The organism is Roseateles sp. UC29_93 (assembly GCF_042695725.1).
Lineage (GTDB): Bacteria > Pseudomonadota > Gammaproteobacteria > Burkholderiales > Burkholderiaceae_C > Roseateles > Roseateles noduli_A.
Genome location: NZ_CP170545.1, coordinates 2,674,318 through 2,696,654 on the forward strand (window position 1 = coordinate 2,674,318; position 22,337 = coordinate 2,696,654).

The window sequence follows — 22,337 nt, forward strand, 5'->3', positions numbered from 1 at the left end:
CGATGGCGGGCCCGATTGTCTGCAGGGCAAGCTGGATCCGTGTATTCGGCGGTAACTTTGAAAGCGCTTTCAGAATTTATCTGCTTCAGCCACGGGACCTCTACTGACTTTCCCTAGCGAGGGGTTCGCGCCACACGGGCGCGGGGGTACTGCGGGGATCGGGGCCGGCCTCCGCGCAGGGAGGCGGGCCGGGGCAGTCCCGCACCGGGACTGCCGGGAGCGTGGCGGCTCAGGCCGCGGCCGGCACCGGAACGCGCGGCTCGAGGGCCCGCGCCTCGGCGTCGAAAGCCAGTGCGTGGTCGGCGGTGGCGATCAGGCGGACGGTGTCGCCGTCATGCAGCGACGCCGCGCCCGCGGGGAGCTTGGCGGTGAGCAGGTCGGCGATGCCGTCGACGCGCAGGTGCAGGATCGAGGTGTCGCCCAGGTGCTCGGCGAGCACGACGGTCGCGGGCACGGCGCCCTCGTCGTTGCTTGTCCCCAGAAGCAGGTGCTCGGGCCGCAGCCCCAGGCGCTGCGCCGCGGGTCGCGACGCGCCGCCGAGCGAGTCCCACAGGCGTCGTGCCGCGCCGGGCGCGTTGGCCGTCGGGCGTTCGATGAAGTTGATCTTCGGCGCGCCAAGGAAGCCGGCGACGAACTCGTTGGCCGGACGGCGGTAAAGGTCCATCGGCGCGCCGAGCTGCTCGATGCGGCCCTTGTTGAACACGGCGATGCGGTCGCCCATCGTCATCGCCTCGACCTGGTCGTGGGTGACGTAGATCATGGTCGTGCCGAGCTGCTGGTGCAGCCGCGTCAGCTCGATGCGCATGTCCACGCGCAGCGCGGCGTCAAGGTTGGACAAGGGCTCGTCGAACAGGAAGACCTTGGGTTTGCGCACGATCGCGCGGCCGATGGCCACGCGCTGGCGCTGGCCGCCGGACAGCTGCTTGGGCGTGCGCTGCAGCAGGTCGGTGATGCGCAGGATCTCGGCGGTGCGGCGCACCTGCTCGTCGCGCTCGGCGCGGCCGACGCCGGCCATCTTCAGCGCGAAGCCCATGTTCTCCGCGACCGTCATGTGCGGGTAGAGCGCATAGCTCTGGAACACCATCGCCGCGCCGCGGTCGGCGGGGCGCAGGTCATTGGCGCGGTTCCCGTCGATCAGCAGGTCGCCGGCGCTGATCTCCTCCAGGCCCGCGATCATGCGCAGCGTCGTGCTCTTGCCGCAGCCCGACGGGCCGACGAAGACCATGAACTCGCCGTCCCGGACGTCGAGGTCGATGCCCTGGATCACCTCGTGATCGCCGTAGCGCTTGCGGATGCCGCGCAGCGTGACTTGTCCCATGACGGTCTCCCGATCAGCCCTGGCGCGCGGCGCGCCGTTGCAAAACAAAATCGCGGTAGGCGAGCGCGCTGTCCTTCGGGGTGCGCTGCTGCGTCGCGTAGTCGACGTGCACGATGCCGAATCGTTTCGCGTAGCCGGACGCCCATTCGAAGTTGTCCAGCAGGCTCCACACCATGTAGCCGCCCATCGGCACGCCCTGCGCGATCGCGTCGCCGACGGCGGCGATGTGCGTGTCGAGGTAGCGGGTGCGGTCGGCGTCATGCACCTGGCCGTCGACGCCGACCGGATCGGGGAAGGCGCCGCCGTTCTCCGTCACGTACAGGCGCCGGGCGCCGGGGTAGTCGCGCTTGATCGACACCAGCAGGTCGGTCAGCCCCTGCGGATAGACCTCCCAGCCCATGTCGGTCAGCTCCAGGCCGCTGGTCTTGCTGTCGACCGGACCGGCCGCGCTGATCAGACCGCGCGAGTAGTAGTTGATGCCCACGAAGTCGATGGGCACCTGGATCTTTGCCATGTCGCCGGCCTCGATGTAAGGCGCGTCATGGCCGAGGGTGGTCCAGCACGTCCTGCGGATACCGGCCCTCGAAGAGCGGGTCCATGTACCAGCGGCGCAGCTTGCCGTCTTCCAGTCGGGCCGCGGTGCGGTCCGCGTCCGACTCGGTGGCCGGGTACATCGGCGCCATGTTCAGCACGATGCCGAGCGCGGCCTTCACGTTGAGGGCTCGCATCGCGGTGACCGCGAGGCCGTGGCTGAGCAGCAGATGGTGCGAGACCTGCGCGGCGATCTTGCGGTCCTTCAGGCCGGGCGCGAAGACGCCCGACTCATGGCCCAGCTGCGCGACGACCCAGGGCTCGTTGTGCGTGGCGATGGAGACGACCTTGTCGCCGAGCCGCTTCGCGATGCCGACGGCGTACTCGACGAAACGCTCGACGGTGACGCGGTTGCCCCAGCCGCCGATGTCCTGCAGCGCCTGCGGCAGGTCCCAGTGGTTGAGCGTCAGGTAGGGCTTCATGCCGCGGGCGAGCAGGCCGTCGACGAGCTTCTCGTAGAACGCGAGGCCGGCCTCGTTCCAGTCGCCTTGCCCGGTGGGCATCACGCGCGGCCAGGACACCGAGAAGCGGTAGGCATCGACGCCCAGGCGCTGGATCAGGTCCAGATCCTCTTCCCAGCGCGTGTAGTGCTCGCAGGCGACGTCGCCGTTGCTGCCGTCGGCGATCACGCCGGGCTGGCGGCAGAAGGTGTCCCAGATCGACGGCCCCTTGCCGTCGGCGTCGTGCGCGCCCTCGATCTGGAAGGCGCTCGTGGCGACGCCCCACACGAAGTCGGCGGGGAAGTCCTTGGCGGCGGCCGTCGGCAGCGCGGACGAGGCGGCGGTCGGCACTGCAGTCGACCCTGCGGTCGATGCGGCGGACGAGACGGGAGTGGCAGATGACATCGATGCAGGCTTTGTTGTGCGTTGGAGGAGAGGCGCAGGCGTCGGGCGTCACTTCACCGCGCCGACGGTCAGGCCCGAGATGAGCTGCCGCGAGCACAGGACGAAGAGCACGATCAACGGCAGCGTCGCGATGGCGGATCCGGCCATCAGCGCGCCCCATTCGGTGTCCACCGGGCTCTGCAGCGATCGCAGCGCCAGCGGCAGCGTGTACATGTCGGGCGAGCGCATGACGACCAGCGGCCCGATGAAGTTGTTCCACGAGGAGATGAAGGTGATCAGCCCCAGCGTGCCCAGCGCCGGCTTGAGCAGCGGCAGCACGATGCGGGCGTAGATGCCCAGCTCCCCGCAGCCGTCCATGCGCGCGGCCTCGACCAGCTCGCGCGGCACGGCGGAGCCGATGAACTGGCGCATCAGGAAGATGCCGAAGGCGCTGGCCGCGCCGGGGATGTAGAGCGCGCGCGGCTGATCGATCCAGCCCAGCAGGTCCATGATCATGAAGCTCGGGATCATGTTCATGAAGCTGGGCAGCAGCATCGTGCCCATGACCAGCCCGAAGAGCGCCTTCTTGAAGCGGAACTCGTACATCGCGAAGGCGTAGCCGCCCATCGAGCAGAACAGCAGCGTCAGGCCGGTGTTGCAGATGCCGACGTACAGGCTCAGGCCCAGGTTGCGCCAGAAGGGCAGGCGCTTGGTCAGGATGTCGACGTTGGCGAGGAAGTCGTCGCCGAACCACATCGGCGGCGGCAGGCTGAAGATCTCGGTGCGCGAGTGCGTCGCGAAGACGAACATGAAATAGAACGGCGCCAGCATGATCAGCGCGCCGGCGCCCACCAGCAGGTAGGCGGCCCAGGCGGTCATGCGCGGCGGCTGCGCGGCGTGGGCGCGGCGGCGTCGAGGGGGCGTGCATCGTGGTGCTCATGGCGTTTGCTCCGGTCGGCCCTCAGTCGTCCTTGCGCCGGAACGCACGGTTGGTGAGCCACGTCAGCGCCGCCACGACGAGGAACAGCAGCCACGACATCGCGCTGGCGGCGCCGAAGTCGTTGAAGTCGAACGCGTTGCGGTAGAGGTAGACGGCCGCACTCATGCCGGCCTGGTCGGAGCCGCCCTTGCCGCCGGTGAGGATGAAGGGCTCCTCGAACAGCTGCAGCCCGCCGATGACGCTCAGCGTCACGCCGAAGAAGATCATCGGCCGCAGGCTGGGCAGCGTGATGTGGAAGAACTGCTGCAGGCGGCTGGCGCCGTCCATGGTCGCGGCCTCGTAGAGATCGGGCGGGATGGTCTGCAGCGCGGCCAGGTAGAGCACGACGTTGAAGCCGACGTAGCGCCAGAACACGATCATCGAGATCGCGGGCTTGAGCGCGTCGGGGTCGTTGAGCCAGTCGACGGCGGCCTGCGGCACCAGATGGCCGAGCAGCGGGACCTCGCGCAGCGTCGCGATGGCGAGGTTGATCAGGCCGTAGTCGGTCGAGAACAGCGAGCTGAACAGGATCGCGATCGCGACCGACGAGGTGATGTACGGCAGGAAGTACGCGCCGACCATCGGGTTGCGCCAGCGCTTGAAGGCCAGGTGCAGGAAGGTGGCGAGCGGGATCGCGACCAGGTGCTGCGGCACGCCCGAGGCGATCGCGAGCCAGCCGGTGTTGCGCAGCGACTTCCAGAACCATTCGTCCTGCAGCGCGAAGGCGAAGTTGTCGAGACCGACCCAGTGCATCGCGCCCAGGCCGCTGGTCGGTTCCCAGCTGTGGAACGCGAGGTACAGCGAGAACAGCAGCGGGAACAGCCCGAAGACCACGAACAGCAGCAGGAACGGCGCCAGCAGCGCGTAGGGCGCGTAGCGGGGCGAGAGGCGCAGGGCTTGTGGCAGGCGGAAGCTCATCGTCGTCGTTCCGGGTCAGCGGTGCGCGCGCAGTTGCAGCAGGCGCTGCGCGTCGGCCAGGGCGGTCGGGATGTCCTTGCCGCGGTCGAGCACCTTGTCGAGTTCGGTGTCGATCACTTCCTTGGCGAAGTTGTCCTGCTTGTGCACGGGGAAGGCGCGGATGTGGTCGGCGGCCTCGCGCCAGTCGCGGCGGGCCCGCTGGCCGCCGAGGAAGGGCAGCGGCAGGTCGTAGAAGGGATCGGTCTGCGCGTCGATCAGCGCGGGGAAGGCGTCCTGGGCCTTGAATGCCGCGAGCTGCTGCGTGCGGTTCATCGTCATGAAGCGGATGAACTCGTAGGCCATCCGCTTGCGGGCCGCGTCGCCGTGGCGGGCGATGGCGAAGAAGGTGCCGCCGTAGGCTGCGAAAGCGCCCTCGGGCAGTTGCGCCGAGCGCCACTTGCCGCGGGTGCTGGGCGCGAGCCACGTGTTCAGGTGACCGGCCAGCCAGGCGCCGGACATCTGCGTGGCGATGCCGCCGCGCTTGAAACCCTCGGACCAATCGGAGGACCAGGCGATGACCTTGGCGTCGAGCTGCTGGCGGCGCACGGCGCGGGCGAGCTCGAAGGCGCGGACGAAGCGCGGCGTGTTCACCAGCGGGCGCGAGTCCTTGTCGAAGAACAGGCCCTCGCCGGGCTCCAGGCCGGTGCGGATCAGGATGTCCTTCATGTCGCGGGCATGGGCCATCAGGTAGGCGCCGGTCGCGGCCTTGATCTTCACGCCGGCGGCGACGTAGCCTTCCCAGCTCGTGGTCAGGTCGGACTCCTCGAGCCCGGCCTTGGCCAGCAGGTCGGTGCGGTAGAGCAGGGCGCCCGGGCCGATGTCCGTCGGGACCGCGAGTACCGCGCCCTTGGGCGTCGTCGCCTGGTCGAAGGCATAGGCGACGAAGCGCGCCTTGTCGCGGTTCAGGTCGTAGGGCGGGCCGGAGAGGTCCTCGAGGCCGGTGCCCTGCGCGAAGCGGCCGAGGTAGCCGATCTCCAGCGCCATCACGTCCGGCAGACCCTTGGCGGTCGACAGCGCCGTCGTCATCGCGGTGTGGTGGTCGTTGAGCTCGCGGCTCACGATCTTCACCTCGACGTCGGGATGCAGTTCCTTCCAGGCGGGAAGCGCGCTGCGGACGATCTCGTCGATGGCGGGGAAGGCGGCGACGGTCAGCGTGGTCGTCGTCGTGGGGGTGGTCGTCGTCGCGGGCGCGGCCGGCGAGGACGCCTGCGCGGCAACGCCTGACCCCGCCTGGGCCACACCCAAGGTCAAAGCCAATGCCGATAGCCACCGGGCCCACTGCCGCATGCTGTCCGTCTCCGAGTTCGTTCTGTTTATGAAAGCGCTTTCATGATATCCAACGAGGCAGCGTGACCGTACCAGGGTTATCGCTAGGGAGGGGCCTTGACTGCCTGGGACAGAGCGTTGGCCGCCATTGCATGGGCCGCAGCCGGCAAGCGGCTGAACCCCAAGCAATGCCGTCCCCCATCACTGCCGTCCTTGGACGGTTTTGCGACCGAGGACTGCGGGGAGGCAGGGGAGACTCTGGCGTCAGAGAGAGCGGGTGGACGATCGGATGATCAGCCGCGGCTCGGGGAGCTGGGCGGTGGGACTCTTGTTGCCGAGCAGGTCCAGCAGTGCCTGGGCGGCGCAGCGGCCGAGCTCAAGCCCGGCCTGGTGGATCGTGGTGAGCGGCGGGATGCAGTGCGCGGCGCCGGCCAGATCGTCGAAGCCGACGATGGAGACGTCCTCGGGCACGCGCAGGCCGCGGCGGTACAGCGCCAGCGACGCGCCGAACGCCATCTGGTCGTTGGCCGCGAAGATCGCGGTGAAGGGCTCGCGGCTGTCGATCAGGCGTTCGACCGCCATCACGCCGCTGTCTTCGTGGAAGAGACCCGGCAGCACCAGCGCCGGCTTGTATTTCACGCCGGCCGCTTCGAGCGCGGCGCGGTAGCCCTTCAGGCGCTCCTGCGCGTCGGGGTGGACCGGGTCGCCGGTGATGAACGCGATCTTGCGGTGGCCCTGCGTCAGCAGGTGATGCGTGGCGAGACGCGCGCCCTCGAAGTCGTTGAAGTTCAGGGAGTACAGGCTGGTCGCCTTCAGCGTCCGGCCGGTGACGACGACCGGAAGCTCCTTCGCGAGCTTGCGCAGCGACTCGTCGCTGAGCCGGCCGGTGAGCACGATGATCCCGTCGACGCGGCGCGCGCGCAGCGTGTCGATGCAGCGCTGCTCTTCCTTGGCATTCCAGTGGCCGCTGGCAAAGAGGGGCACGTAGCCGGCGGCGTCGAGGACTTCCTCGATGCCCCGCAGCGCGACGCCGTAGTACGGGCTGTCGATGGCCTGCGTCACCACGCCCACGCTGAGCGAGCGTCCGCCGGCCAGCACGCGGGCGATCGGGTTCGGAACGAAGCCGAGGTCCGCGATCGCGCGGTCGACGGCGTCCTTCTTTTCCTGGCTGACGACGGCGGTGCCGTTGAGGATGCGCGAGACGGTGCTCGGCGAGACCCCGCTGACTTCGGCAACCATGCCCAGCGTCACCTTGGCGGGCGTGCGGGCGGACTTGGTGCTCTTCATGAGGGGGATCGCGTTGTCGGTGGGCGCGGGCGAGTGTAAGGGACGGTTGCAGGACGTTGGCAAGCGGGACGGTGACCGGGTGATGTCAGGGGCGAAGGCCGGTGCCTTGGTGGGGGCACGGATTGATAAGGCGGCGTGAAGACGGTAACGTCGCGCCCCGGCGCATGGCGGGAGCCCTGCGGACACGACCTCGACAACGGGGCGATGTCGAAAAACATAAGAGATTCACTGAGGGAGTGGAACCATGAAGAAGCTGGCAAGGCTGATGGCCTTCGTCATGGCAGCGGTGCTGCCGGTGCAGGTGTTCGCGGCGTTCGAGTGCAACGTCAAGATCAAGGCGGTCCTGGTCTATGGCGACGGCATGGTCAACGTCCTGCACACGGGTCGCGGCGACTACACGGTGATCTGCAACCTCAACAGCAACTGGGGTGTCGTCTCCCCGACCACCTGCGCGATGTGGACCGCTGTCGTTCTCGGCGCGAAGAAGCGCGATGCACTCGCGACCTTCTACTTCCCCGGTGAGGGCAGCTGCGCGACGCTCAATACCTATGGCTCCGCCGCCATCCCGACTTACGTCGGAGAACTGTCGACGCCGCAATGACGTCGGTGGCGGGACGCGCAGGGGACTTGCGCCCAAGCAGGCGTGATCGAAGGGGAGTGCTCATGAAGCGAGTTGGAATTGCCGCTGTTGCGGCGTGTCTGGAGCTGTTGTCGACCGCAGCAAAGGCAGAGACGCAGATCACCGGCCAAGTCGACCTCATGCGCACGCATGACGCAGTGGCGATCCCGGGCTGGCCGGCGCCGATGTTCTGGTTCACGCTGAAGGGCGTGACCGCAGTGGAGAACTGCGGGAAGTTCTCCAACGGTCAAGTGCTGTTCGTTGGCCGCGACCTGCAGATGATGGCCTTCGTGATGTCGGCGCTCGGCAAGGGGCTGACGCTGAACGTCAACATCGATGCGCCGGAGACCGCCAACGGCTTCTGCGTGGCGCGGCATGTGACGGTGAGCAAACCCACATGACGAGGGAGAACGCAATGAAAGTCATCGGACGAATCGGCCGCGCCATCGCGACGGCGATGGTGATGTCGACGTTGGCTGGTGCGTCAGCGCAGGCGGCGGAGACCTACCTCGGACCACTCCTCCTCGAAAGCGTCGGCGTGCAGCAGACGCCGGCTGCCACGGGACATCTGTCGGGCAATCTGGAAGTCAAGCTTCGCAGTCCCGCCACTTTTCCGACGGGCATGAGCTGCGAGACGAGCTACATCACCACGAAGCGCGAGAACGATCCTGACAAGCGGCTGTTTGCGCTGCTTACGGCCGCCCATCTGGCGGGGAAACCAGTGAAGCTGCAGGTCTCCGACGATCCGTCGCTTCGTGCGTTTCCAGGCCGCTGCAGCCTGTTGTGGGTGGAAGTGCTGCCCTGATCCATTGGGAGTGAAACCATGAAATCGAGCTGGAGTTTTGGCCGTCCCGCATTCGCTGCGAGGCTCTTGGCTCTGATGTCGCTGGCCGGAACTGCGCAAGCGGCCGAGGGTGACACCGGCCCCGTCTTCCTCGACAACGTCGGCGTACTGGAAGTCGCCGGCGGCGGGCATCTGGCCGGCAACATGGAAATCAAGATCCGCGGCGGCTTCACGCTGCCGACGGGGATGACCTGCAGCAACGAATACATCACCACGCTCAAGTCCACGGACGCGAGCCAGCGGATGTTCACGTTGCTGACGATCGCGCACGTGAAGGGGAAGGCCGTGCGTCTGCGCATCACGGATGACCCGGCATTGCGGGCGTTCAGCGGGCGATGCAGCTTGATGTGGGTGGGGTTGGAACCATGAGGAACAGAGGCGGAATTCAATGCCCATCAAATTGATCAAGGCTGCATCGGGAGCCACCTTGCTGGCAGTCGGCGGCCTGAGCTCGCTCGCCCACGCCGCCATGATCCAGATCACCTCCGACCCGGTCACCTGGCGCGTCGAGAACTACGAGAACGATCTGGTGGTGATCTGGTACGCCACGTCCGAGGCCGAGTGCCCGGGCCGTCAGATGGTCTTCGCGCCCAGCTTTACGAAGTCCGACATGAATCGCTTCTGGGCGACGTATTCGATGGCGCGAACAGGCGCGGCAAAGATGCTGCTGTACTACCAGACCGTCGGACAGCCGGTGCGCTGCGAGATCAAGAGCTTCGGTTTCGAAGCCGGCCGATGAATCATTGAGAGAGTCCGCAACCATGAACTTCAAACACCTCTTTGGCGCCTTGCTCGCCGCCCTGCTGCCCCTGACCAGCCAAGCCTATACCGAATGCCCACCCGTCAAATTGACGAAGGTCTGGAGCGACATCAACGGCAACTTCTTCATTGGCACGGTCTCCGACCTCAACGGCACCATTGATGCAGTGACCAATCCGCCGTTGGCCAAGCCGGCGATCGCAGTGGCCATTGCTGCGTACACGGCCAATCGGAAAGTGGTCATCCGCTATGCGCGAGACAACGTCAACTGCGCAGCGCCGAGTTGGAGCGAGCTGATCGGCTCCATCGGCATGGCCGGCGACTGACGCTCACTGAATCCTGGAACATGAACAGCCACTTCCGACTCCTTGCCACCGGCCTGCTGGCCGCATCCACCTCCTGTGCCTTCGCCGCCGGCGGCAACCTGCCGCAGACCGTGGTGAGCGTCGGCATGCACGACACCGGCCACGCGATGGTCGAGTACGCCGCGGTCGGTCATTCCGACGGCTGCGCGACCGCCGGTCACGAGAAGCTCGTGCTCATCGAGAAGACCAACCCGAGTTTCAAGTACATGTATGCGACCGCGCTGGCCGCCGCTGCGTCGGGCAAGAAGCTCAATGGCTGGGTCGACGGCTGCGTCGGTCTGTGGGGCGACGGGCGGGTCCGCATCCCCAAGGCGCTGACGCTCGGGATCATGGGGCAGTGAGAACGCGAAAGCGTTCCGACGCGCACTGACCTCCCCGCTACTTCTGAAAGCCTCGCATGACCTCGATGCGCTCCGTGTTCTCGACGATGCTCGTCGCCCTCGGCCTGCTCACTGCCGTCTCCGCGCAAGCCGAGGAGTGGCTCACGCTGAGGCCCCAGGACCTCGTCCAGTACGAAATCACGCAGGCCAACACCGTCAACAACGCGGCTGAAGGCCTCTACATCAAGCACGTCGGTCTGTTCCAGCCCACCACCTTCACTTGCGCCCGCAAAGACTTCGTGATGATCGGTGGTGACGCCCGCGTCGTGAACCGGGCGCTGGCCACCTTGATGTTCGCGATAGCCAACAACAAGACCATTCAGTTCTGGGCGACCGGTTGCAACACCGCTTACATCGAGGCGAAGAACCTCATGTTGATCAACCAGTGAGCCTGCGGCGCCGAGGCGGTTGGCTTGATGGGGTGGCGCGGCCGACCTAGGGCAATCCTCTAGCCCTCTGCAGGCCTGTCCGAAATCCATCCGCCATGCCGACACGGTAAAGTCGCGCCCTGGCCGCACAACAGCAAGGCCACCCGGCGCGCCAAGCGTCGCGGAGCAGGGGAGGGTTTCATGAAGTTTTCTTTCGTGCGCGTATCGGACGCGCTACGGGGTGGCGCGCGTGCCGCCGCCATGACGGTCGTCGCCGTCGCCATGACGGCGTCTGCCGCCGAAAATACCTTCATCACGGGACCGATCCAGGAAGTGATCGTCAACGGCGGCGCCGATACCGTCAACGGCGGGCTCTCCTGCATTGCCATGGCCGGACTGCCTGAACAGTGCCGCGGCTTCGTCGCGATTCCCAACGGCAACAAGTCGCTGCTCTCCGCCGCGCTCATGTCGCGCGCCAAGGGTGGCGACTCGCGCGTCTACATGCAGTTCGACACCACCCAGAACCACCACTGCCCCGGCATCGCCTTCACGAGCTGCCAGGCCATCTCGATTTCGCTCAAATAGCGCGGAGCCTGCCATGCATTCGGCAGCAGTTCCGGCCGGATTCCTCCGTCCCGCCCCACCATCGATCTCGTCATGCGCCTGACCTCCATCGACTGGCGCGCGCTGACGGATCCCGCCACGCTCAAGCAACGTCTCTCCCGCGCGCCGACGGCCGTGTGGGTCGGTGTCGCGCTCGTGCCGCCGCTCGTCGCCGGCGCGCTACTGGTGGTCGCGCGTCAGGCCGAGCACCTCTCGCTCGCGCATGAGCAGGCCACTCGCACCGAACTCGCCGCGCTGCGCGCCAAGGCCGCTGCCGCGCCGGCCGCCGACGTCTCCCCGTTCGCCGCGCGCCTGCCGCTGACGCAGTCGTCCGCGCGCGCCGTCACGCACCTGCGCGAAGCCGCGGAGTCGCAGTCCGTGCTCGTCACCTCGATCTCCACGGCCCATCAGGCGCCGACCGCCAGCACGCTCGGACGCATGAGCCTGGACGTCAACCTGCGCGGTAGCTACGCCGCGATCAAGACCGTGCTGGCCGAGCTGCTCACGCGGGATGCGCAGCAGGCCGTGCTGCAGCAGATCTCGATGCGGCGCGCGCCCGGTACCGCCCCCCAATCCGGCGGGCGGCTTCGCGCCGATGAACGCGATGAACACGATGAACGGCATGAACGCAGGGCGCCCGGCCGGAGGCGACCTGGAAGCCCGCGTCGTCGCCACCTGGCTGAGCCGACCGCTGGCCGACCGGCCGTCCGCTGCCGAAGTTGTCTCGGCATCCACAGCGATCGCCGCCTCGTCGACCGCCGCGACCGCCGTGGCCGCTTCGGCTGCAGGCGCTGCTTCAGCCGCCACCGCCGCCGCACCGAGCACCGCCACCTCACCAAGCGCCAGCGCCGCATCGGCCGGCAAGGCTGCTTCGCCGACACGTCCGATTCCCGCTGCGAGCGCCGCTCCCATGACGGGCCGCTGGCCTGCTCCTACCGCGTCATCGGCGTCCGCGCCGGCGCCGCGTCGCTGAAAGCGCGCCGATGTTCAAGCGCACTCCCACCACCACCGTCACGGGCGCCACCGGCGCGCCGGCCAAGGGCTTGCGTCCCGGCCTGCGCTGGGCGCTCGGCCTGAGCGCCGTGGCCAGCGCGTGGGCGATGCTCGCGCCGGCCGATCCGCCGGTCGTCGCCGCCACCTCGCCGGCTCCGGCGGGGCAGGGCGGACCGAGCGCTCCCGCACCGCGTCCGCCGATGCCGACGACCGCGCCGACGAATGCACGGACTGCCGCACCGGGGCAGGCACTCGCGTTGGCGTCCGTCCCGGGGCGTCTGCCCGAGCAACCCCTCGAGCCCGCCGACCGCGATCCGTTCTCGATCCCGCAGCCGCCGGCCCCACCGCCGCCACCGCCGCCTCCACCCCCGCCGCCGCCGCCGCCGCCGCAGGCGCCGGCGCTGAACTACCGCTACCTCGGCCAGTTCATCGACCCCCAGGGCCAGCGCAAGGTCTACCTCGCGCGGCCCGACAAGGACCTGCTGGTCGAAGCCGGCACCCGCCTCGACGAGGGCTACCGCGTCGAATCGATCACCGACGACGAGATCCGTCTCGTCTACGAACCCCTCCAGCAGCGCACCGTGATCCGCATTCCGGCGGCCGCGCCGTCACCCTGATCCGCCCGCCCGATGCTTCAACGATCCGTCCGCCTCGTCCGTTTCGGTGCCCTCCGGTCCCCGGCCCCGACGACCCGCTGCACTGCCGGCGCGCTCGCGGTGCTGCTGCTGCTGGCCGGCTGCGCCGAGAACCGCATCCGCGACGAGTCGCGCCGCGCCATGGCCGGCGGCCAGTACCGCGAGGCGATGAGCACCCTCGAGAACGGCCTGCGCGACTATCCCGAGAGCACCGCGCTGCGCACCACGCTGCTGCAGGCGCGCGCCGATGCGCAGCTGCGGCTGGTCTCGCAGGCGCTGACCCAGCGCGCCGCGGGCCAGTTCGACGAGGCCACCGCCACGCTGCGCCAGGCGCTCGAACTCGATCCGACGAACGCGCGCGTGCAGGCGCTGCTGTCGGACATGGAGCTCGAACGCAAGGGCGCCGCGGACCTGGCCGTCGCGCAGAAGTGGGTCGAGGCCAAGCAGCCCGACCGCGCGCTGCGCGTGCTGGAACAGGCGCTCAAGGACAACCCCCGCCACGGCGGGCTGCAGGACCTGCAGCGCCGGCTGCTCAGCGACCAGCGCAGCGCGCAGGTCCAGGCGCTCAACGGGGTGCTGACCGAGTCCCGTCCGATCTCGCTCGACTTCCGCGACGCCAGCCTGCGCACCGTGCTCGACGTGGTGACGCGGCACAGTGGCATCAACTTCGTGCTCGACCGCGACGTGCGCGCCGACGTCCGCGTCACCGTGCTGCTGCGACAGGCCAAGGTCGAGGACGCGCTGGACCTGATCACCTCCAGCAATCAGCTGGCGAAGAAGGTCATCGACTCGCGCACCATCGTCATCTATCCCAACACCGCCGAGAAGCACCGCGAGTACCAGGAGCAGCTCGTGCGCGTGTTCAACCTCGCCAACAGCGATCCCAAGGGCGCCGCCGCCTTCCTCAAGGCGATGCTCAAGATCCGCGAGCCCTTCGTCGATGAACGCTCCAACCTGCTGGCGCTGCGCGACTCGCCCGAGAACATCCAGCTCGCCGAACGCCTGCTCGCCGTCTTCGACAGCGCCGAGCCCGAGGTGCTGCTCGAGGTCGAGGTGCTGGAGGTCAACGCCACGCGCCTCACCGAGCTCGGCGTCAAGCTGCCGACGTCGTTCTCGCTGACGCCGCTGCCGATCGGGAACTCCTCGCAGCTGACGCTCGCCGACTTCGAGAACATCGGCCGCAACCGGATCGGCGTCGGCCTCAACCCGAACAACGTCCTGGTCAACCTGCGCCGCGAGGTCGGCGACAGCTCCACCCTGGCCAATCCGAAGCTGCGCGTGCGCAACAAGGAGAAGGCCAAGATCATGATCGGCGACAAGATCCCCGTCGTGTCCACGACCACGGGCACTGGCGGGTTCGTTTCCGAGAGCATCAGCTACCTCGACGTCGGTCTGAAGCTCGATGTCGAGCCCACCGTGTTCGCCGACGACGAGGTCGCCATCAAGGTCGCGCTGGAAGTGAGCTCGCTGGGCACGTCGATCAAGACCTCGGCCGGATCGATCGCGTATCAGATCGGCACCCGCAACGCCACGACGCTGCTGCGCCTGCGCGACGGCGAGACCCAGTTGCTGGCCGGCCTGATCAGTCGCGACGAGCGCGCGACCTCCAGCCGCGTGCCTGGACTCGGCGACCTGCCGGTGCTCGGCCGGCTGTTCTCCAGCCAGCTCGACGACGGCAAGCGATCGGAGCTGCTGCTCGCCATCACGCCGCGCGTGCTGCGCAACGTCAAGCGCCTGAACGCGAGCGAGTCCGAGATGTGGGTGGGCACCGAAGCCTCGCCCAAGCTGCGCCAGGTCGGCGGGCTGCAGTTCAACACGCCGCAGGCGGATGCGAAACCCGGTGCGCCTGGCGCGGCCGGCGCACCGGGCTCGCCCTCGACAACGGGTGCTCCTGGCGCCCCGGGCACCGTTGCACCGGGAACGCCCGGCGCCGCGGGACCGTCCGGCGTTCCTGGCGCCTTGCCGGCTTCGGGGCAGCCCGGCATGGCAGGCGTCGCCGATCTGCCGTCACGCAAGATGCCCGCGTTGTCGCTCGCCGCGCCGGCGCAGGCCAAGGTCGGCGACACGGTCGAGGTGCGCCTGGACCTGCGCGACGCCAACCTGCGCGGCCTGATGACCGAGCTCCAGTACAGCGCCGACAAGCTGACGCTGGTCGACGCGGATGAGGATGAGTACTTCCGCAAGGGCGGCGCGGTCACCAGCTTCAGCAAGCGCGTCGAACCCGGCCGCATCAACCTCAGCGTACTGCGCAACCAGGCGACGGCGGCGGAGGGGGCGGCGGCGTCTTCAAGCTCCGCTTCAAGGCCGTCGCCTCGGGTCGGGCCGAAGTGCGCGTTGGTACCGCACAGCCGGTGTCGCTCGAACCCAACGGCGAACGGCCCACGCTGCCCGCGCCTGCGGTGATCGAGGTGAAGTGACGATGACGCCGTACCGCACGCCCGCCCCCGCCATGCGCCGCTCAGGCGGCGTCGGTGCGCGCGCGCGTTTGCGGATCCGCGGCTTCACCCTGATCGAGTTGCTCGTGTGCCTGGGCATCCTGGGCTTCCTCGCCTCGCTGGCGCTGCCGATGGCCGAGATGACGGCGCAGCGCGAGAAGGAACGCGAACTCAAGCGCGCGCTCTGGGAGATCCGCGACGCGCTCGATGCCTACCGCGCCGCGCGCGAGTCCGGCGCCGTGCTCGGCCCGAGCGACCGGCCGCCGTATCCCGAGACGCTGCAGAGCCTGACGGTCGAGGTCGCCGACGCGCGCACCGAACATCAGGGCCAGACGATCCGCTTCCTGCGGCGCGTGCCACGCGATCCGTTCGCGGAGCCCGGCGTGACGGCCGAGCAGAGCTGGGGCCTGCGCGGTTACCAGTCGGACGCCGACAACCCCCAGCCGGGCTCGGAGGTCTACGACGTGTATTCGAAGTCGACGGCGACCGGTCTCAACGGCGTGCCGTTGAAGCAGTGGTGAGGCGATCGTGAGACGAGAAAAAGTCCGGGGCTTCACCGTCATCGAACTGCTGGTGGTGCTGGCCGCGTTGGCGCTGCTGCTCAGCGTGGCCGCGCCGCGCTATGTGCAGCATGTCGACCGCGCGCGCGACACCGCCCTGCGGCACAACCTGCACGCGATGCGCGATGCGATCGACAAGTTCTACAGCGACCAGGGCCGGTATCCGAAGGAACTGCCCGAACTGGTCGAGCGACGTTATCTGCGCGCGATTCCGGTCGACCCGGTGACGAGCCGCGCCGACACCTGGGTCGCCGTGCCGCCGCGGGCGGGCAACGCCGACGGCGAAGGCGTCTTCGACGTGCGCAGCGGCGCGCGCGAGATCGCGTCCGACGGGAGCAGCTATGCCTCGTGGTGATCGCTGCGCCTTGCACGTTCCGATGCGCGTCCCGATGAGCAGCCCCATGAGCCGCCCGACGCGGACCCCGATGCGCGTCTGCACGCGCGGCTACGGCCTGGTGGCGGTGCTGGTGCTGGTGGCGCTGGCCTCCGCGGCGCTGTCGGTCACCGCGCAGTCCTGGGCCGACGCGGCCCGGCGCGAGAAGGAGCAGCAACTGCTGCGCGTCGGCGCGCTCTACGTGCAGGCGCTGGAGCGCTACCGGCGCAGTTCACCCGGTACCGACAAGCGCCTGCCGCAGGAGCTGGAGGAACTGCTGATGGACCAGCGCTTCGTCGGCACCGTGCGCCACATGCGCCGCCTCTATCCGGACCCGGTGGGGGCCACCGGCCGCTGGGCCGTCGTGCGCGGCGAGGATGGGCGTGTCCGCGGCGTCCAGAGCCTCAGCGAGGAGACGCCGCTGATCGCGGGCGCCGTGCGCCGCCCCGGGTTGCTCTTGCAGCCGGCGCAGCGCTATTCGGATTGGAAGTTCGTCGTGGACTCCGAGAAATGAGAGACCAGAGCAACATGAAGCACACCGAGCACATCAATACCGTCGCGGCCTCCGCATCCGCTGCACCCGTCGCGCGTGGCCGCGTCCCCGGCCTGCGGCGCTCCCGCGGCTTCACGTTGCTGGAACTGCTGGTGGTGATCCTGATCATCGGCCTGCTGACCGGCATCGTCGGTCCGCGTTTCCTGGCCCAGATCTCGCGCTCCGAGGTCACGACGGCCAAGGCGCAGCTCGACGCGATCGACAAGGCGCTGCAGGCCTACCGCATCGACATGGGCCGCTTCCCCGACACCGGCGAAGGCCTGGCCGCGCTGGTGCGCAGCGACGCCAACGATCCGCGCTGGCGCGGCCCCTACCTGAAGGGCGAACTGCCCAACGACCCCTGGGGCATGGCGTACCAGTACCGCATCCCGTCGCAGCAGCCCGGCAAGGACTACGAGCTGTTCAGCTTCGGCCGCGACCGGGTCGCCGGCGGCACCGGCGACGATGCCGATGTGCAGCTCTGACGACGGGCGTTGACGACCCGCTCCGACGACCCGCTCCGACGAATCGATCCGACGATCGCCACCGACCACCCCCGACCTGTCGCCACGACCCCGGCATGAAGCTCCGCGTCCGTCTGCTCGATCCCGTGCACCTGTCCATCAGCGAGGAGCTGATGGAGGTCGCGTCGCGCGAGTCGCTCGGCGCGCAGTTGCCCGACGGACGCAAGGTGCTCGCCGCCGAGCCCGTGCGCGAGCCCGCCACCGTGCGCGCTTCCGCCGGCGCCGGGACCGCCGGCGCGCGGGCGAGCGCGCTGGACATCGCCTGGTGGTGCCAGGAGTTGCGCACGCTGCTGGTGGCCGGGATGACGGTGGTCGAGGCGATCGAGACCCTGCAGGCGCAGTCCGGCGCCGACGGCGCCCGCGCCGAGCTCCAGGCCGCGTTGCTGGCGCAGCTGCATCAGGGCAAGGCGCTGTCCGTCGCGATGGAGGCGCTGGGCCGATTCCCGATGGTGCTGGTGGCGAGCGTGCGCGCCAGCGAGCGCAGCAGCTCGCTGTCCGAGGCGCTGTCCGAGTTCCTGCGTTATCACGAGATGGTCGAGACGCTGCGCAAGAAGGTCGTCAGCGCCGCGATCTATCCGAGCCTGGTGCTCGGCCTGGGGCTGCTGGTGAGCGGCTTCCTGATCGTCGTGGTGCTGCCGCGTTTCGCGTCGATGTACGCGGACCTGCGCGGCGAGATGAGCTGGTCGACCCATCTGCTGACCGTCGCCAGCACTTTCGTGCGGGAGCACCGCCTCGGCATCCTGGCGGCCGCGGCGGCGCTGGGCGCGCTGGGCGTCGTGGCGTGGCGGCAGGGCGCGATCCAGCGCGCGGCGATGCGCGCCGCCGCCGTGATCCCGCCGGTGCGGCGCGCGCTGCGCGAGTTCCGCCTGGCCAAGCTGTACCACTCGATGACGGTGATGTTCCGCGGCGGCTACACCCTCGACGAGACCCTGCTGCGCTGCGAGGGCTTGGCCCTGGGCGCCGACATGGACCATGCGATGCGCGACGCGCGGCTGGCGCTGACGCGCGGCGTGCGCGTGTCCAGCGCGTTCTCGGAGCACGGCCTGACCGACACCGTCACGCAGCGCCTGCTGGCCGTGGGGGAGCGCTCCGGCAACTTCGAGCGCGTGCTGCAGACGATCGCGGAGCGGCACGCCGGCAACTTCGCCGCCTTCATGGATCGCGCGACGCGCATCGTCGAGCCGGTGATGCTGCTGCTGGTGTCGCTGCTCGTGGGCAGCATCGTCGTGCTGATGTACCTGCCGATCTTCGACATCGCGAGCAGCATCCGCTGAGCGCCATGTCCCGCCCTTGCCGAATTCACCGACTCCGCCAACGCTGCCCGTTCCACGGACCCCGCCGACCGACTTCCCGATGAGAGCCTCCTTGCGATGAACGCCGACTCCCGCCCCGACTTCCGCGCCGCGCTGCAGGCCGCGCGTCGTCAGGCCGCCCAGGCCGGCGCGGACACGGTCCTCGACCACCTGCTGCGCGGCGGCTGGGCGAGTACCTGCCCGCGCTGCTGCGCGAGATCGGCGGCATGGAGATGCTGCAGGGCCCCAGCGCGGACCGGGCCATCGCGGACCTGGCGCTGCTGGGCGCGGGCGGTGTCGCCGTGGCGCGGCAGCTGCGGGCGGTGCCGGTGCGGCTGGACGGCGATCCGGACCGGCTGCGTCTGGCCATGGCCGATCCCTGGGACGAGGCCGTGCTGCGCCGCGCGGCGCAGGCGGCGGGACGACGCATGGCCGCGGTCGCGGCGACACGCGCGCAACTGGACGCGTGGTGCGGGACGCCCGCCGCGACGCCGGGCCAGAGCGCCGGCGTGGCGGACGCGGCGACCACGGCGGACGGCCCGGTGGTGGCCTTCGTCGACCAGGCGCTGCGCCGCGCATACGAGGTCGGCGCCAGCGACATCCACTTCGAATGCGACCGTCAGGGCGTGACGGTGCGCCTGCGCCGCGACGGCGTGCTGATGCCGCATGGCCGCCTGGAGGGCACGCGGGGCGCGGAGGAGGCCATCTCCCGCATCAAGGTGCTGGCGCAGCTCGACATCACCGAGCGGCGGCTGCCGCAGGACGGTCGCTTCCGCATCGCCTTGGGCGGCGGCGAGATCGACCTGCGTGTGTCCATCATCCCGAGCGTGTTCGGCGAAGACGCGGTGCTGCGGCTGCTGGACAAGGCGCAGCTGCGCGACCCGGCGGACCAGGTGTCGCTGGACCTGCTCGGCTTCGACGCGGCAGGTGCGGCGATGATCCGCGAGCTCGCGGGCCTGCCGCACGGCATGCTGCTGGTGACGGGACCGACGGGCAGCGGCAAGACGACGACGGTGTACGCGGCGCTGTCGGAGGTGAACAACGGCATCGAGAAGATCATCACGATCGAGGACCCGGTCGAATACGAGCTGGCCGGCGTGCTGCAGGTGCCGGTGAACGAGCGCAAGGGACTGACCTTCGCCAAGGGGCTGCGGTCCATCCTGCGGCACGACCCGGACCGGATCCTGGTGGGCGAGATCCGCGACGCCGAGACGGCGGAGATCGCGGTGCAGTCCGCGCTGACCGGCCACCAGGTGCTGACGACGGTGCATGCGAACAGCGTGTTCGACGTGACCGGGCGCTTCAAGCATTTCGACCTGGACATGTTCGGCTTCATGGCAGCGCTGAACGGCGTGATCGTGCAGCGGCTGGTGCGCTGCATCTGCCCGCATTGCGTGAGCGACCGTCCGGCGCAGCCGCGCGAGCAGCAATGGTTCGTCGACATGGGGCTGGAGCGGCCGGACACGATGCCGCTGGCCGTGGGATGCGAGCGCTGCGGCGGCACCGGCTACAAGGGCCGGCGCGTGATCGCGGAGGTGCACACGATCGACGACGGTTTCCGCGACCTGGTCACGACCGGCGCGCCGGTGTCGGCCTTGCGGGAGCACGTGTATCGCAAGGGCGTCCGCACGCTGTCGCAACTGGGCGCGGACATGGTGAGCCGGCGCGAGTCGAGCGCGGAGGAGATCAAGCGTGTGGTGGGCTGGTAAGCGCGCGTCGGCGCGGATGGCGGTCGCCTATGCAGGCGAGCGCGCGGTGCGGCTGTCGCTGGGCGGCATGCTGCTGGTGGCCGCGGACGTCGACGGGCGCGACGCCGCGGTGGCGGCGTTGGCTGCCGGCGTCCGGGAGCTGCCGCGCGGGACACCATTGCGGATCACGGTGAGCGGCGCGGTCTGCCGCCCGTTCCTGCTGCCGGAAGTGGCCGGGGTCGCGGGGGAATCCGACTGGATGGCGATCGCGACGTCGATGGTCGAGGACCGCGCGGGACTGCCCGCCGGTAGCCCCGTGTGGCTGGACAACGGGCAGTCGTCGCCGCGGATGGCCGTGGCGATCGATGCGCCGTGGCAGCGTGAGCTGCTGGCGCTCAGTGGCCGCGCATTGGAGAGCATGAGGCCCTGGTGGGCCGTCGCCATCGAGTCCGTCGGGACGGATGTTTCGGGTCTGGCCGTCGCCGACAGCGACGAACTCGTGCTGTTGATCGCCGAGGGCGACACCTATCGCGTGGCGCAGACCTACCCGCTGGACGGAGAGTCCGCATCGGCCGTCCTCAACCGGGCGCTGGTGACGCACGACGTTCCGGCGGACGGGATCGAGTTGATCGAATTCAACGGCGGTGCGCTTCCGGGGCAGCAAGCCGGCGATGCGTTGCCGTTCCGCAAGGAGGCCTCGGCATGAGGGCGTTGAAGGTGGACTTCGCGCCGGCGCGGCGACCGATCGCGGTGTTGGCGGTCTGGGGCGCGATCTGTGCCGTCGCGACGGTGGGGCTGGGCGTCGGTGCCTGGCAGGCGTGGGAGGAACGAGCCACGCGCGTGGCGCGGACCGATGCCGATGCGGCTGAGATCGCGCGTCTGAGGGACACCCTGCGTCTTCGCGCGGACAAGGCGGCGTCGGATGCCGTGCCGCCGTCCTACGCGCGCGACGCGCTGACGGTCGCGCGCACGGCGGCGTTCCCGATGCAGTCGGTCCTGCGATCGCTGGAGACCGTGGCGGTCGACGGCGTGCGCGTCAGCGGCATCGAGCTCAACGCCACGCGCGGCGGCGCCGACGTGACGCTCGAGTTCGATGACTACAAGGCGCTGCTCGCTTACCTCGAGCTGCTCAACGAGGGCGAGACCGTACAGCGCTGGACGCTGGTTCGCGCCGAGGCTGCCGGCGCGCGGCGCCAGGCGGTGATCCGGTCGACGTGGCCGTGAGGCCTGTGACAGAAATACTCAGGAGGACCTTGATATGAAGAAGACCTTGCTCGCTTTAGCGCTCATCGCGCATACCTTCACCGCTCACGCAAACATCGCCTGCACGGGCCAGATCAACTATCTGGGCTACGACCAGAACGGGGCTGTGGTGGTCGCCAACGGCGCCAACCTCCACACCATCTGCAGTTCCTCCGTCCAGGGGAACTTCCAGATCAATACGCTGGCGTGCAAGGGCTTCTACGCCACCTTGCTCACGCACCGGATCGCCGGCAAGCCGGTCACGATCTTCTACAACGATCCCGCGCTGACCGCGTGCTCGCAGATCGGTGCCTGGACGAACCAGCCGAGCGCGTACTTCATCCAGATGGCGGATTGACGGAACCGAGGCCGTCGGCACGGAACCATTGGCGTTTTCGAACACAGCGCGCCGTCCGCAAGACTTCGAACGGACATCGCCCCGTGGGATGATCCTCGCCGCAGAAAAAATAGCTCCACAAGGAGTCAGGGAGGAATCAATGAACACTCGCGTCCATCGCGTCCATCGCGTCCATCGCGTCCTGGCCGGTCTGGCCGCCGCGGCCTTCGTCCTGAACCCGTTGGCCGCGCAGGCATTCGATTGTCAAGGCCCGGTGCGTCAACCTTCGGTCGAGGCCTCGACCGGCGATGTGCTCGCCCAGGGCATCGGCGACTTGCGCTGGCCACGCCTGTGCAACTTGCGCGCGACGTCGCCGCAGGGCATCACGCCCGAGACCTGCAAGGTGATCTACGCCACACTGATGACGGCGGCGCTCACCGGCAAGCATGTCCGCGTGGCGACGAAGACTGCGCCCTACGCCTCTTGCGGTGCCTATCCGGAATGGGTCTGGTTGCCGGACTTCTATTGGATGGTGCTGGTCACCGAGTGACCCGAGTCAGAAGGAC

27 protein-coding genes and 1 pseudogene are annotated in these 22,337 nt (G+C 69.0%); 22 read left to right on the forward strand and 6 right to left on the reverse strand.

Going from position 1 to position 22,337, the window contains the following annotated elements:
- Positions 1–229: 229 nt before the first annotated feature.
- The 6 genes and pseudogenes from ACFJIX_RS12325 to ACFJIX_RS12350 form a co-directional block, all read right to left on the reverse strand.
- Positions 230–1,318, reverse strand: coding sequence for an ABC transporter ATP-binding protein (locus ACFJIX_RS12325; protein WP_377160368.1), 1,089 nt, complete (start codon positions 1,316–1,318; stop codon positions 230–232).
- Positions 1,319–1,331: 13 nt separating this feature from the next.
- Positions 1,332–2,754: pseudogene (locus ACFJIX_RS12330) on the reverse strand (GH1 family beta-glucosidase).
- A gap of 48 nt (positions 2,755–2,802) precedes the next feature.
- On the reverse strand, positions 2,803–3,612 hold the full coding sequence (locus ACFJIX_RS12335; RefSeq protein WP_377160370.1) for a carbohydrate ABC transporter permease: 810 nt from the start codon (positions 3,610–3,612) through the stop codon (positions 2,803–2,805).
- Positions 3,613–3,694: 82 nt separating this feature from the next.
- Positions 3,695–4,630: a carbohydrate ABC transporter permease gene (locus ACFJIX_RS12340; RefSeq protein ID WP_377160372.1), complete on the reverse strand. Its 936-nt coding sequence runs from the start codon at positions 4,628–4,630 to the stop codon at positions 3,695–3,697.
- 15 nt (positions 4,631–4,645) lie between these two features.
- Positions 4,646–5,908 carry an extracellular solute-binding protein gene (locus ACFJIX_RS12345; RefSeq protein ID WP_377161742.1) on the reverse strand — a complete coding sequence of 421 codons (1,263 nt, stop codon included), beginning with the start codon at positions 5,906–5,908 and terminating at the stop codon, positions 4,646–4,648.
- A 291-nt stretch (positions 5,909–6,199) separates the two neighbouring features.
- A complete protein-coding gene (locus tag ACFJIX_RS12350) occupies positions 6,200–7,222 on the reverse strand; it encodes a LacI family DNA-binding transcriptional regulator (RefSeq protein WP_377160374.1) in 1,023 nt (340 codons plus the stop codon).
- 244 nt (positions 7,223–7,466) lie between these two features.
- On the opposite strand from ACFJIX_RS12350, the gene ACFJIX_RS12355 reads away from it, so the two are divergent.
- From ACFJIX_RS12355 to ACFJIX_RS12460, 22 genes are all read left to right on the forward strand, one after another.
- The gene (locus tag ACFJIX_RS12355) at positions 7,467–7,823 is read left to right on the forward strand and encodes a hypothetical protein (protein WP_377160376.1); all 357 of its coding nucleotides are present in this window, start codon (positions 7,467–7,469) and stop codon (positions 7,821–7,823) included.
- 62 nt (positions 7,824–7,885) lie between these two features.
- Positions 7,886–8,242, forward strand: a complete 357-nt coding sequence (locus ACFJIX_RS12360) for a hypothetical protein (protein ID WP_377160378.1) — start codon at positions 7,886–7,888, stop codon at positions 8,240–8,242.
- A 14-nt stretch (positions 8,243–8,256) separates the two neighbouring features.
- Complete coding sequence (locus ACFJIX_RS12365; protein ID WP_377160380.1) at positions 8,257–8,646, forward strand: hypothetical protein; 390 nt, start codon at positions 8,257–8,259, stop codon at positions 8,644–8,646.
- A gap of 18 nt (positions 8,647–8,664) precedes the next feature.
- Complete coding sequence (locus ACFJIX_RS12370; RefSeq protein WP_377160382.1) at positions 8,665–9,054, forward strand: hypothetical protein; 390 nt, start codon at positions 8,665–8,667, stop codon at positions 9,052–9,054.
- Between the two features lie 58 nt (positions 9,055–9,112).
- Complete coding sequence (locus tag ACFJIX_RS12375; protein ID WP_377160384.1) at positions 9,113–9,424, forward strand: hypothetical protein; 312 nt, start codon at positions 9,113–9,115, stop codon at positions 9,422–9,424.
- Positions 9,425–9,446: 22 nt separating this feature from the next.
- The gene (locus tag ACFJIX_RS12380) at positions 9,447–9,770 is read left to right on the forward strand and encodes a hypothetical protein (protein WP_377160386.1); all 324 of its coding nucleotides are present in this window, start codon (positions 9,447–9,449) and stop codon (positions 9,768–9,770) included.
- A gap of 20 nt (positions 9,771–9,790) precedes the next feature.
- A complete protein-coding gene (locus ACFJIX_RS12385) occupies positions 9,791–10,150 on the forward strand; it encodes a hypothetical protein (RefSeq protein ID WP_377160388.1) in 360 nt (119 codons plus the stop codon).
- A 56-nt stretch (positions 10,151–10,206) separates the two neighbouring features.
- Positions 10,207–10,578, forward strand: a complete 372-nt coding sequence (locus ACFJIX_RS12390; protein WP_377160390.1) for a hypothetical protein — start codon at positions 10,207–10,209, stop codon at positions 10,576–10,578.
- A gap of 180 nt (positions 10,579–10,758) precedes the next feature.
- On the forward strand, positions 10,759–11,142 hold the full coding sequence (locus tag ACFJIX_RS12395; protein ID WP_377160392.1) for a hypothetical protein: 384 nt from the start codon (positions 10,759–10,761) through the stop codon (positions 11,140–11,142).
- Positions 11,143–11,214: 72 nt separating this feature from the next.
- The gene (locus ACFJIX_RS12400) at positions 11,215–12,237 is read left to right on the forward strand and encodes a GspMb/PilO family protein (RefSeq protein ID WP_377160394.1); all 1,023 of its coding nucleotides are present in this window, start codon (positions 11,215–11,217) and stop codon (positions 12,235–12,237) included.
- Positions 12,144–12,770, forward strand: a complete 627-nt coding sequence (locus tag ACFJIX_RS12405; RefSeq protein ID WP_377160396.1) for a hypothetical protein — start codon at positions 12,144–12,146, stop codon at positions 12,768–12,770. Before ACFJIX_RS12400 ends, ACFJIX_RS12405 begins: the two co-directional genes overlap by 94 nt.
- Positions 12,771–12,782: 12 nt before the next feature.
- Complete coding sequence (locus tag ACFJIX_RS12410) at positions 12,783–15,191, forward strand: secretin N-terminal domain-containing protein (RefSeq protein WP_377160398.1); 2,409 nt, start codon at positions 12,783–12,785, stop codon at positions 15,189–15,191.
- Between the two features lie 16 nt (positions 15,192–15,207).
- On the forward strand, positions 15,208–15,744 hold the full coding sequence (locus ACFJIX_RS12415; protein WP_377160400.1) for a type II secretion system protein: 537 nt from the start codon (positions 15,208–15,210) through the stop codon (positions 15,742–15,744).
- A gap of 4 nt (positions 15,745–15,748) precedes the next feature.
- Entirely contained in the window at positions 15,749–16,138 is a 390-nt protein-coding gene (locus tag ACFJIX_RS12420; RefSeq protein WP_377161744.1) for a type II secretion system protein, read from the forward strand.
- A gap of 46 nt (positions 16,139–16,184) precedes the next feature.
- Positions 16,185–16,670, forward strand: a complete 486-nt coding sequence (locus ACFJIX_RS12425; protein ID WP_377160402.1) for a hypothetical protein — start codon at positions 16,185–16,187, stop codon at positions 16,668–16,670.
- A 14-nt stretch (positions 16,671–16,684) separates the two neighbouring features.
- Entirely contained in the window at positions 16,685–17,173 is a 489-nt protein-coding gene (gene gspG, locus ACFJIX_RS12430) for a type II secretion system major pseudopilin GspG (protein WP_377160404.1), read from the forward strand.
- Positions 17,174–17,268: 95 nt separating this feature from the next.
- Complete coding sequence (locus ACFJIX_RS12435; RefSeq protein WP_377160407.1) at positions 17,269–18,486, forward strand: type II secretion system F family protein; 1,218 nt, start codon at positions 17,269–17,271, stop codon at positions 18,484–18,486.
- Between the two features lie 245 nt (positions 18,487–18,731).
- A complete protein-coding gene (locus tag ACFJIX_RS12440; protein WP_377160409.1) occupies positions 18,732–20,213 on the forward strand; it encodes a GspE/PulE family protein in 1,482 nt (493 codons plus the stop codon).
- Positions 20,197–20,898 carry a hypothetical protein gene (locus ACFJIX_RS12445; protein WP_377160411.1) on the forward strand — a complete coding sequence of 234 codons (702 nt, stop codon included), beginning with the start codon at positions 20,197–20,199 and terminating at the stop codon, positions 20,896–20,898. The genes ACFJIX_RS12440 and ACFJIX_RS12445 overlap by 17 nt, the downstream gene beginning before the upstream one ends.
- A complete protein-coding gene (locus tag ACFJIX_RS12450) occupies positions 20,895–21,416 on the forward strand; it encodes a hypothetical protein (RefSeq protein ID WP_377160413.1) in 522 nt (173 codons plus the stop codon). The genes ACFJIX_RS12445 and ACFJIX_RS12450 overlap by 4 nt, the downstream gene beginning before the upstream one ends.
- A gap of 34 nt (positions 21,417–21,450) precedes the next feature.
- Positions 21,451–21,792, forward strand: coding sequence for a hypothetical protein (locus tag ACFJIX_RS12455; RefSeq protein WP_377160415.1), 342 nt, complete (start codon positions 21,451–21,453; stop codon positions 21,790–21,792).
- 139 nt (positions 21,793–21,931) lie between these two features.
- Entirely contained in the window at positions 21,932–22,321 is a 390-nt protein-coding gene (locus ACFJIX_RS12460; protein WP_377160417.1) for a hypothetical protein, read from the forward strand.
- The last annotated feature ends 16 nt before the right edge of the window (positions 22,322–22,337 follow it).

Bases quoted from the DNA above. Each gene is read 5' to 3' on its own strand.
- ACFJIX_RS12325 (WP_377160368.1), bottom strand. From the start codon at position 1,318: ATGGGACAAGTCACGCTGCGCGGCATCCGCAAGCGCTACGGCGATCAC.
- ACFJIX_RS12335 (WP_377160370.1), bottom strand. From the start codon at position 3,612: ATGACCGCCTGGGCCGCCTACCTGCTGGTGGGCGCCGGCGCGCTGATC.
- ACFJIX_RS12340 (WP_377160372.1), bottom strand. From the start codon at position 4,630: ATGAGCTTCCGCCTGCCACAAGCCCTGCGCCTCTCGCCCCGCTACGCG.
- ACFJIX_RS12350 (WP_377160374.1), bottom strand. From the start codon at position 7,222: ATGAAGAGCACCAAGTCCGCCCGCACGCCCGCCAAGGTGACGCTGGGC.
- ACFJIX_RS12355 (WP_377160376.1), top strand. From the start codon at position 7,467: ATGAAGAAGCTGGCAAGGCTGATGGCCTTCGTCATGGCAGCGGTGCTG.
- ACFJIX_RS12360 (WP_377160378.1), top strand. From the start codon at position 7,886: ATGAAGCGAGTTGGAATTGCCGCTGTTGCGGCGTGTCTGGAGCTGTTG.
- ACFJIX_RS12365 (WP_377160380.1), top strand. From the start codon at position 8,257: ATGAAAGTCATCGGACGAATCGGCCGCGCCATCGCGACGGCGATGGTG.
- ACFJIX_RS12370 (WP_377160382.1), top strand. From the start codon at position 8,665: ATGAAATCGAGCTGGAGTTTTGGCCGTCCCGCATTCGCTGCGAGGCTC.
- ACFJIX_RS12380 (WP_377160386.1), top strand. From the start codon at position 9,447: ATGAACTTCAAACACCTCTTTGGCGCCTTGCTCGCCGCCCTGCTGCCC.
- ACFJIX_RS12385 (WP_377160388.1), top strand. From the start codon at position 9,791: ATGAACAGCCACTTCCGACTCCTTGCCACCGGCCTGCTGGCCGCATCC.
- ACFJIX_RS12390 (WP_377160390.1), top strand. From the start codon at position 10,207: ATGACCTCGATGCGCTCCGTGTTCTCGACGATGCTCGTCGCCCTCGGC.
- ACFJIX_RS12395 (WP_377160392.1), top strand. From the start codon at position 10,759: ATGAAGTTTTCTTTCGTGCGCGTATCGGACGCGCTACGGGGTGGCGCG.
- ACFJIX_RS12400 (WP_377160394.1), top strand. From the start codon at position 11,215: ATGCGCCTGACCTCCATCGACTGGCGCGCGCTGACGGATCCCGCCACG.
- ACFJIX_RS12405 (WP_377160396.1), top strand. From the start codon at position 12,144: ATGTTCAAGCGCACTCCCACCACCACCGTCACGGGCGCCACCGGCGCG.
- ACFJIX_RS12410 (WP_377160398.1), top strand. From the start codon at position 12,783: ATGCTTCAACGATCCGTCCGCCTCGTCCGTTTCGGTGCCCTCCGGTCC.
- ACFJIX_RS12415 (WP_377160400.1), top strand. From the start codon at position 15,208: ATGACGCCGTACCGCACGCCCGCCCCCGCCATGCGCCGCTCAGGCGGC.
- ACFJIX_RS12425 (WP_377160402.1), top strand. From the start codon at position 16,185: ATGAGCCGCCCGACGCGGACCCCGATGCGCGTCTGCACGCGCGGCTAC.
- gspG (WP_377160404.1), top strand. From the start codon at position 16,685: ATGAAGCACACCGAGCACATCAATACCGTCGCGGCCTCCGCATCCGCT.
- ACFJIX_RS12435 (WP_377160407.1), top strand. From the start codon at position 17,269: ATGAAGCTCCGCGTCCGTCTGCTCGATCCCGTGCACCTGTCCATCAGC.
- ACFJIX_RS12440 (WP_377160409.1), top strand. From the start codon at position 18,732: ATGGAGATGCTGCAGGGCCCCAGCGCGGACCGGGCCATCGCGGACCTG.
- ACFJIX_RS12450 (WP_377160413.1), top strand. From the start codon at position 20,895: ATGAGGGCGTTGAAGGTGGACTTCGCGCCGGCGCGGCGACCGATCGCG.
- ACFJIX_RS12455 (WP_377160415.1), top strand. From the start codon at position 21,451: ATGAAGAAGACCTTGCTCGCTTTAGCGCTCATCGCGCATACCTTCACC.
- ACFJIX_RS12460 (WP_377160417.1), top strand. From the start codon at position 21,932: ATGAACACTCGCGTCCATCGCGTCCATCGCGTCCATCGCGTCCTGGCC.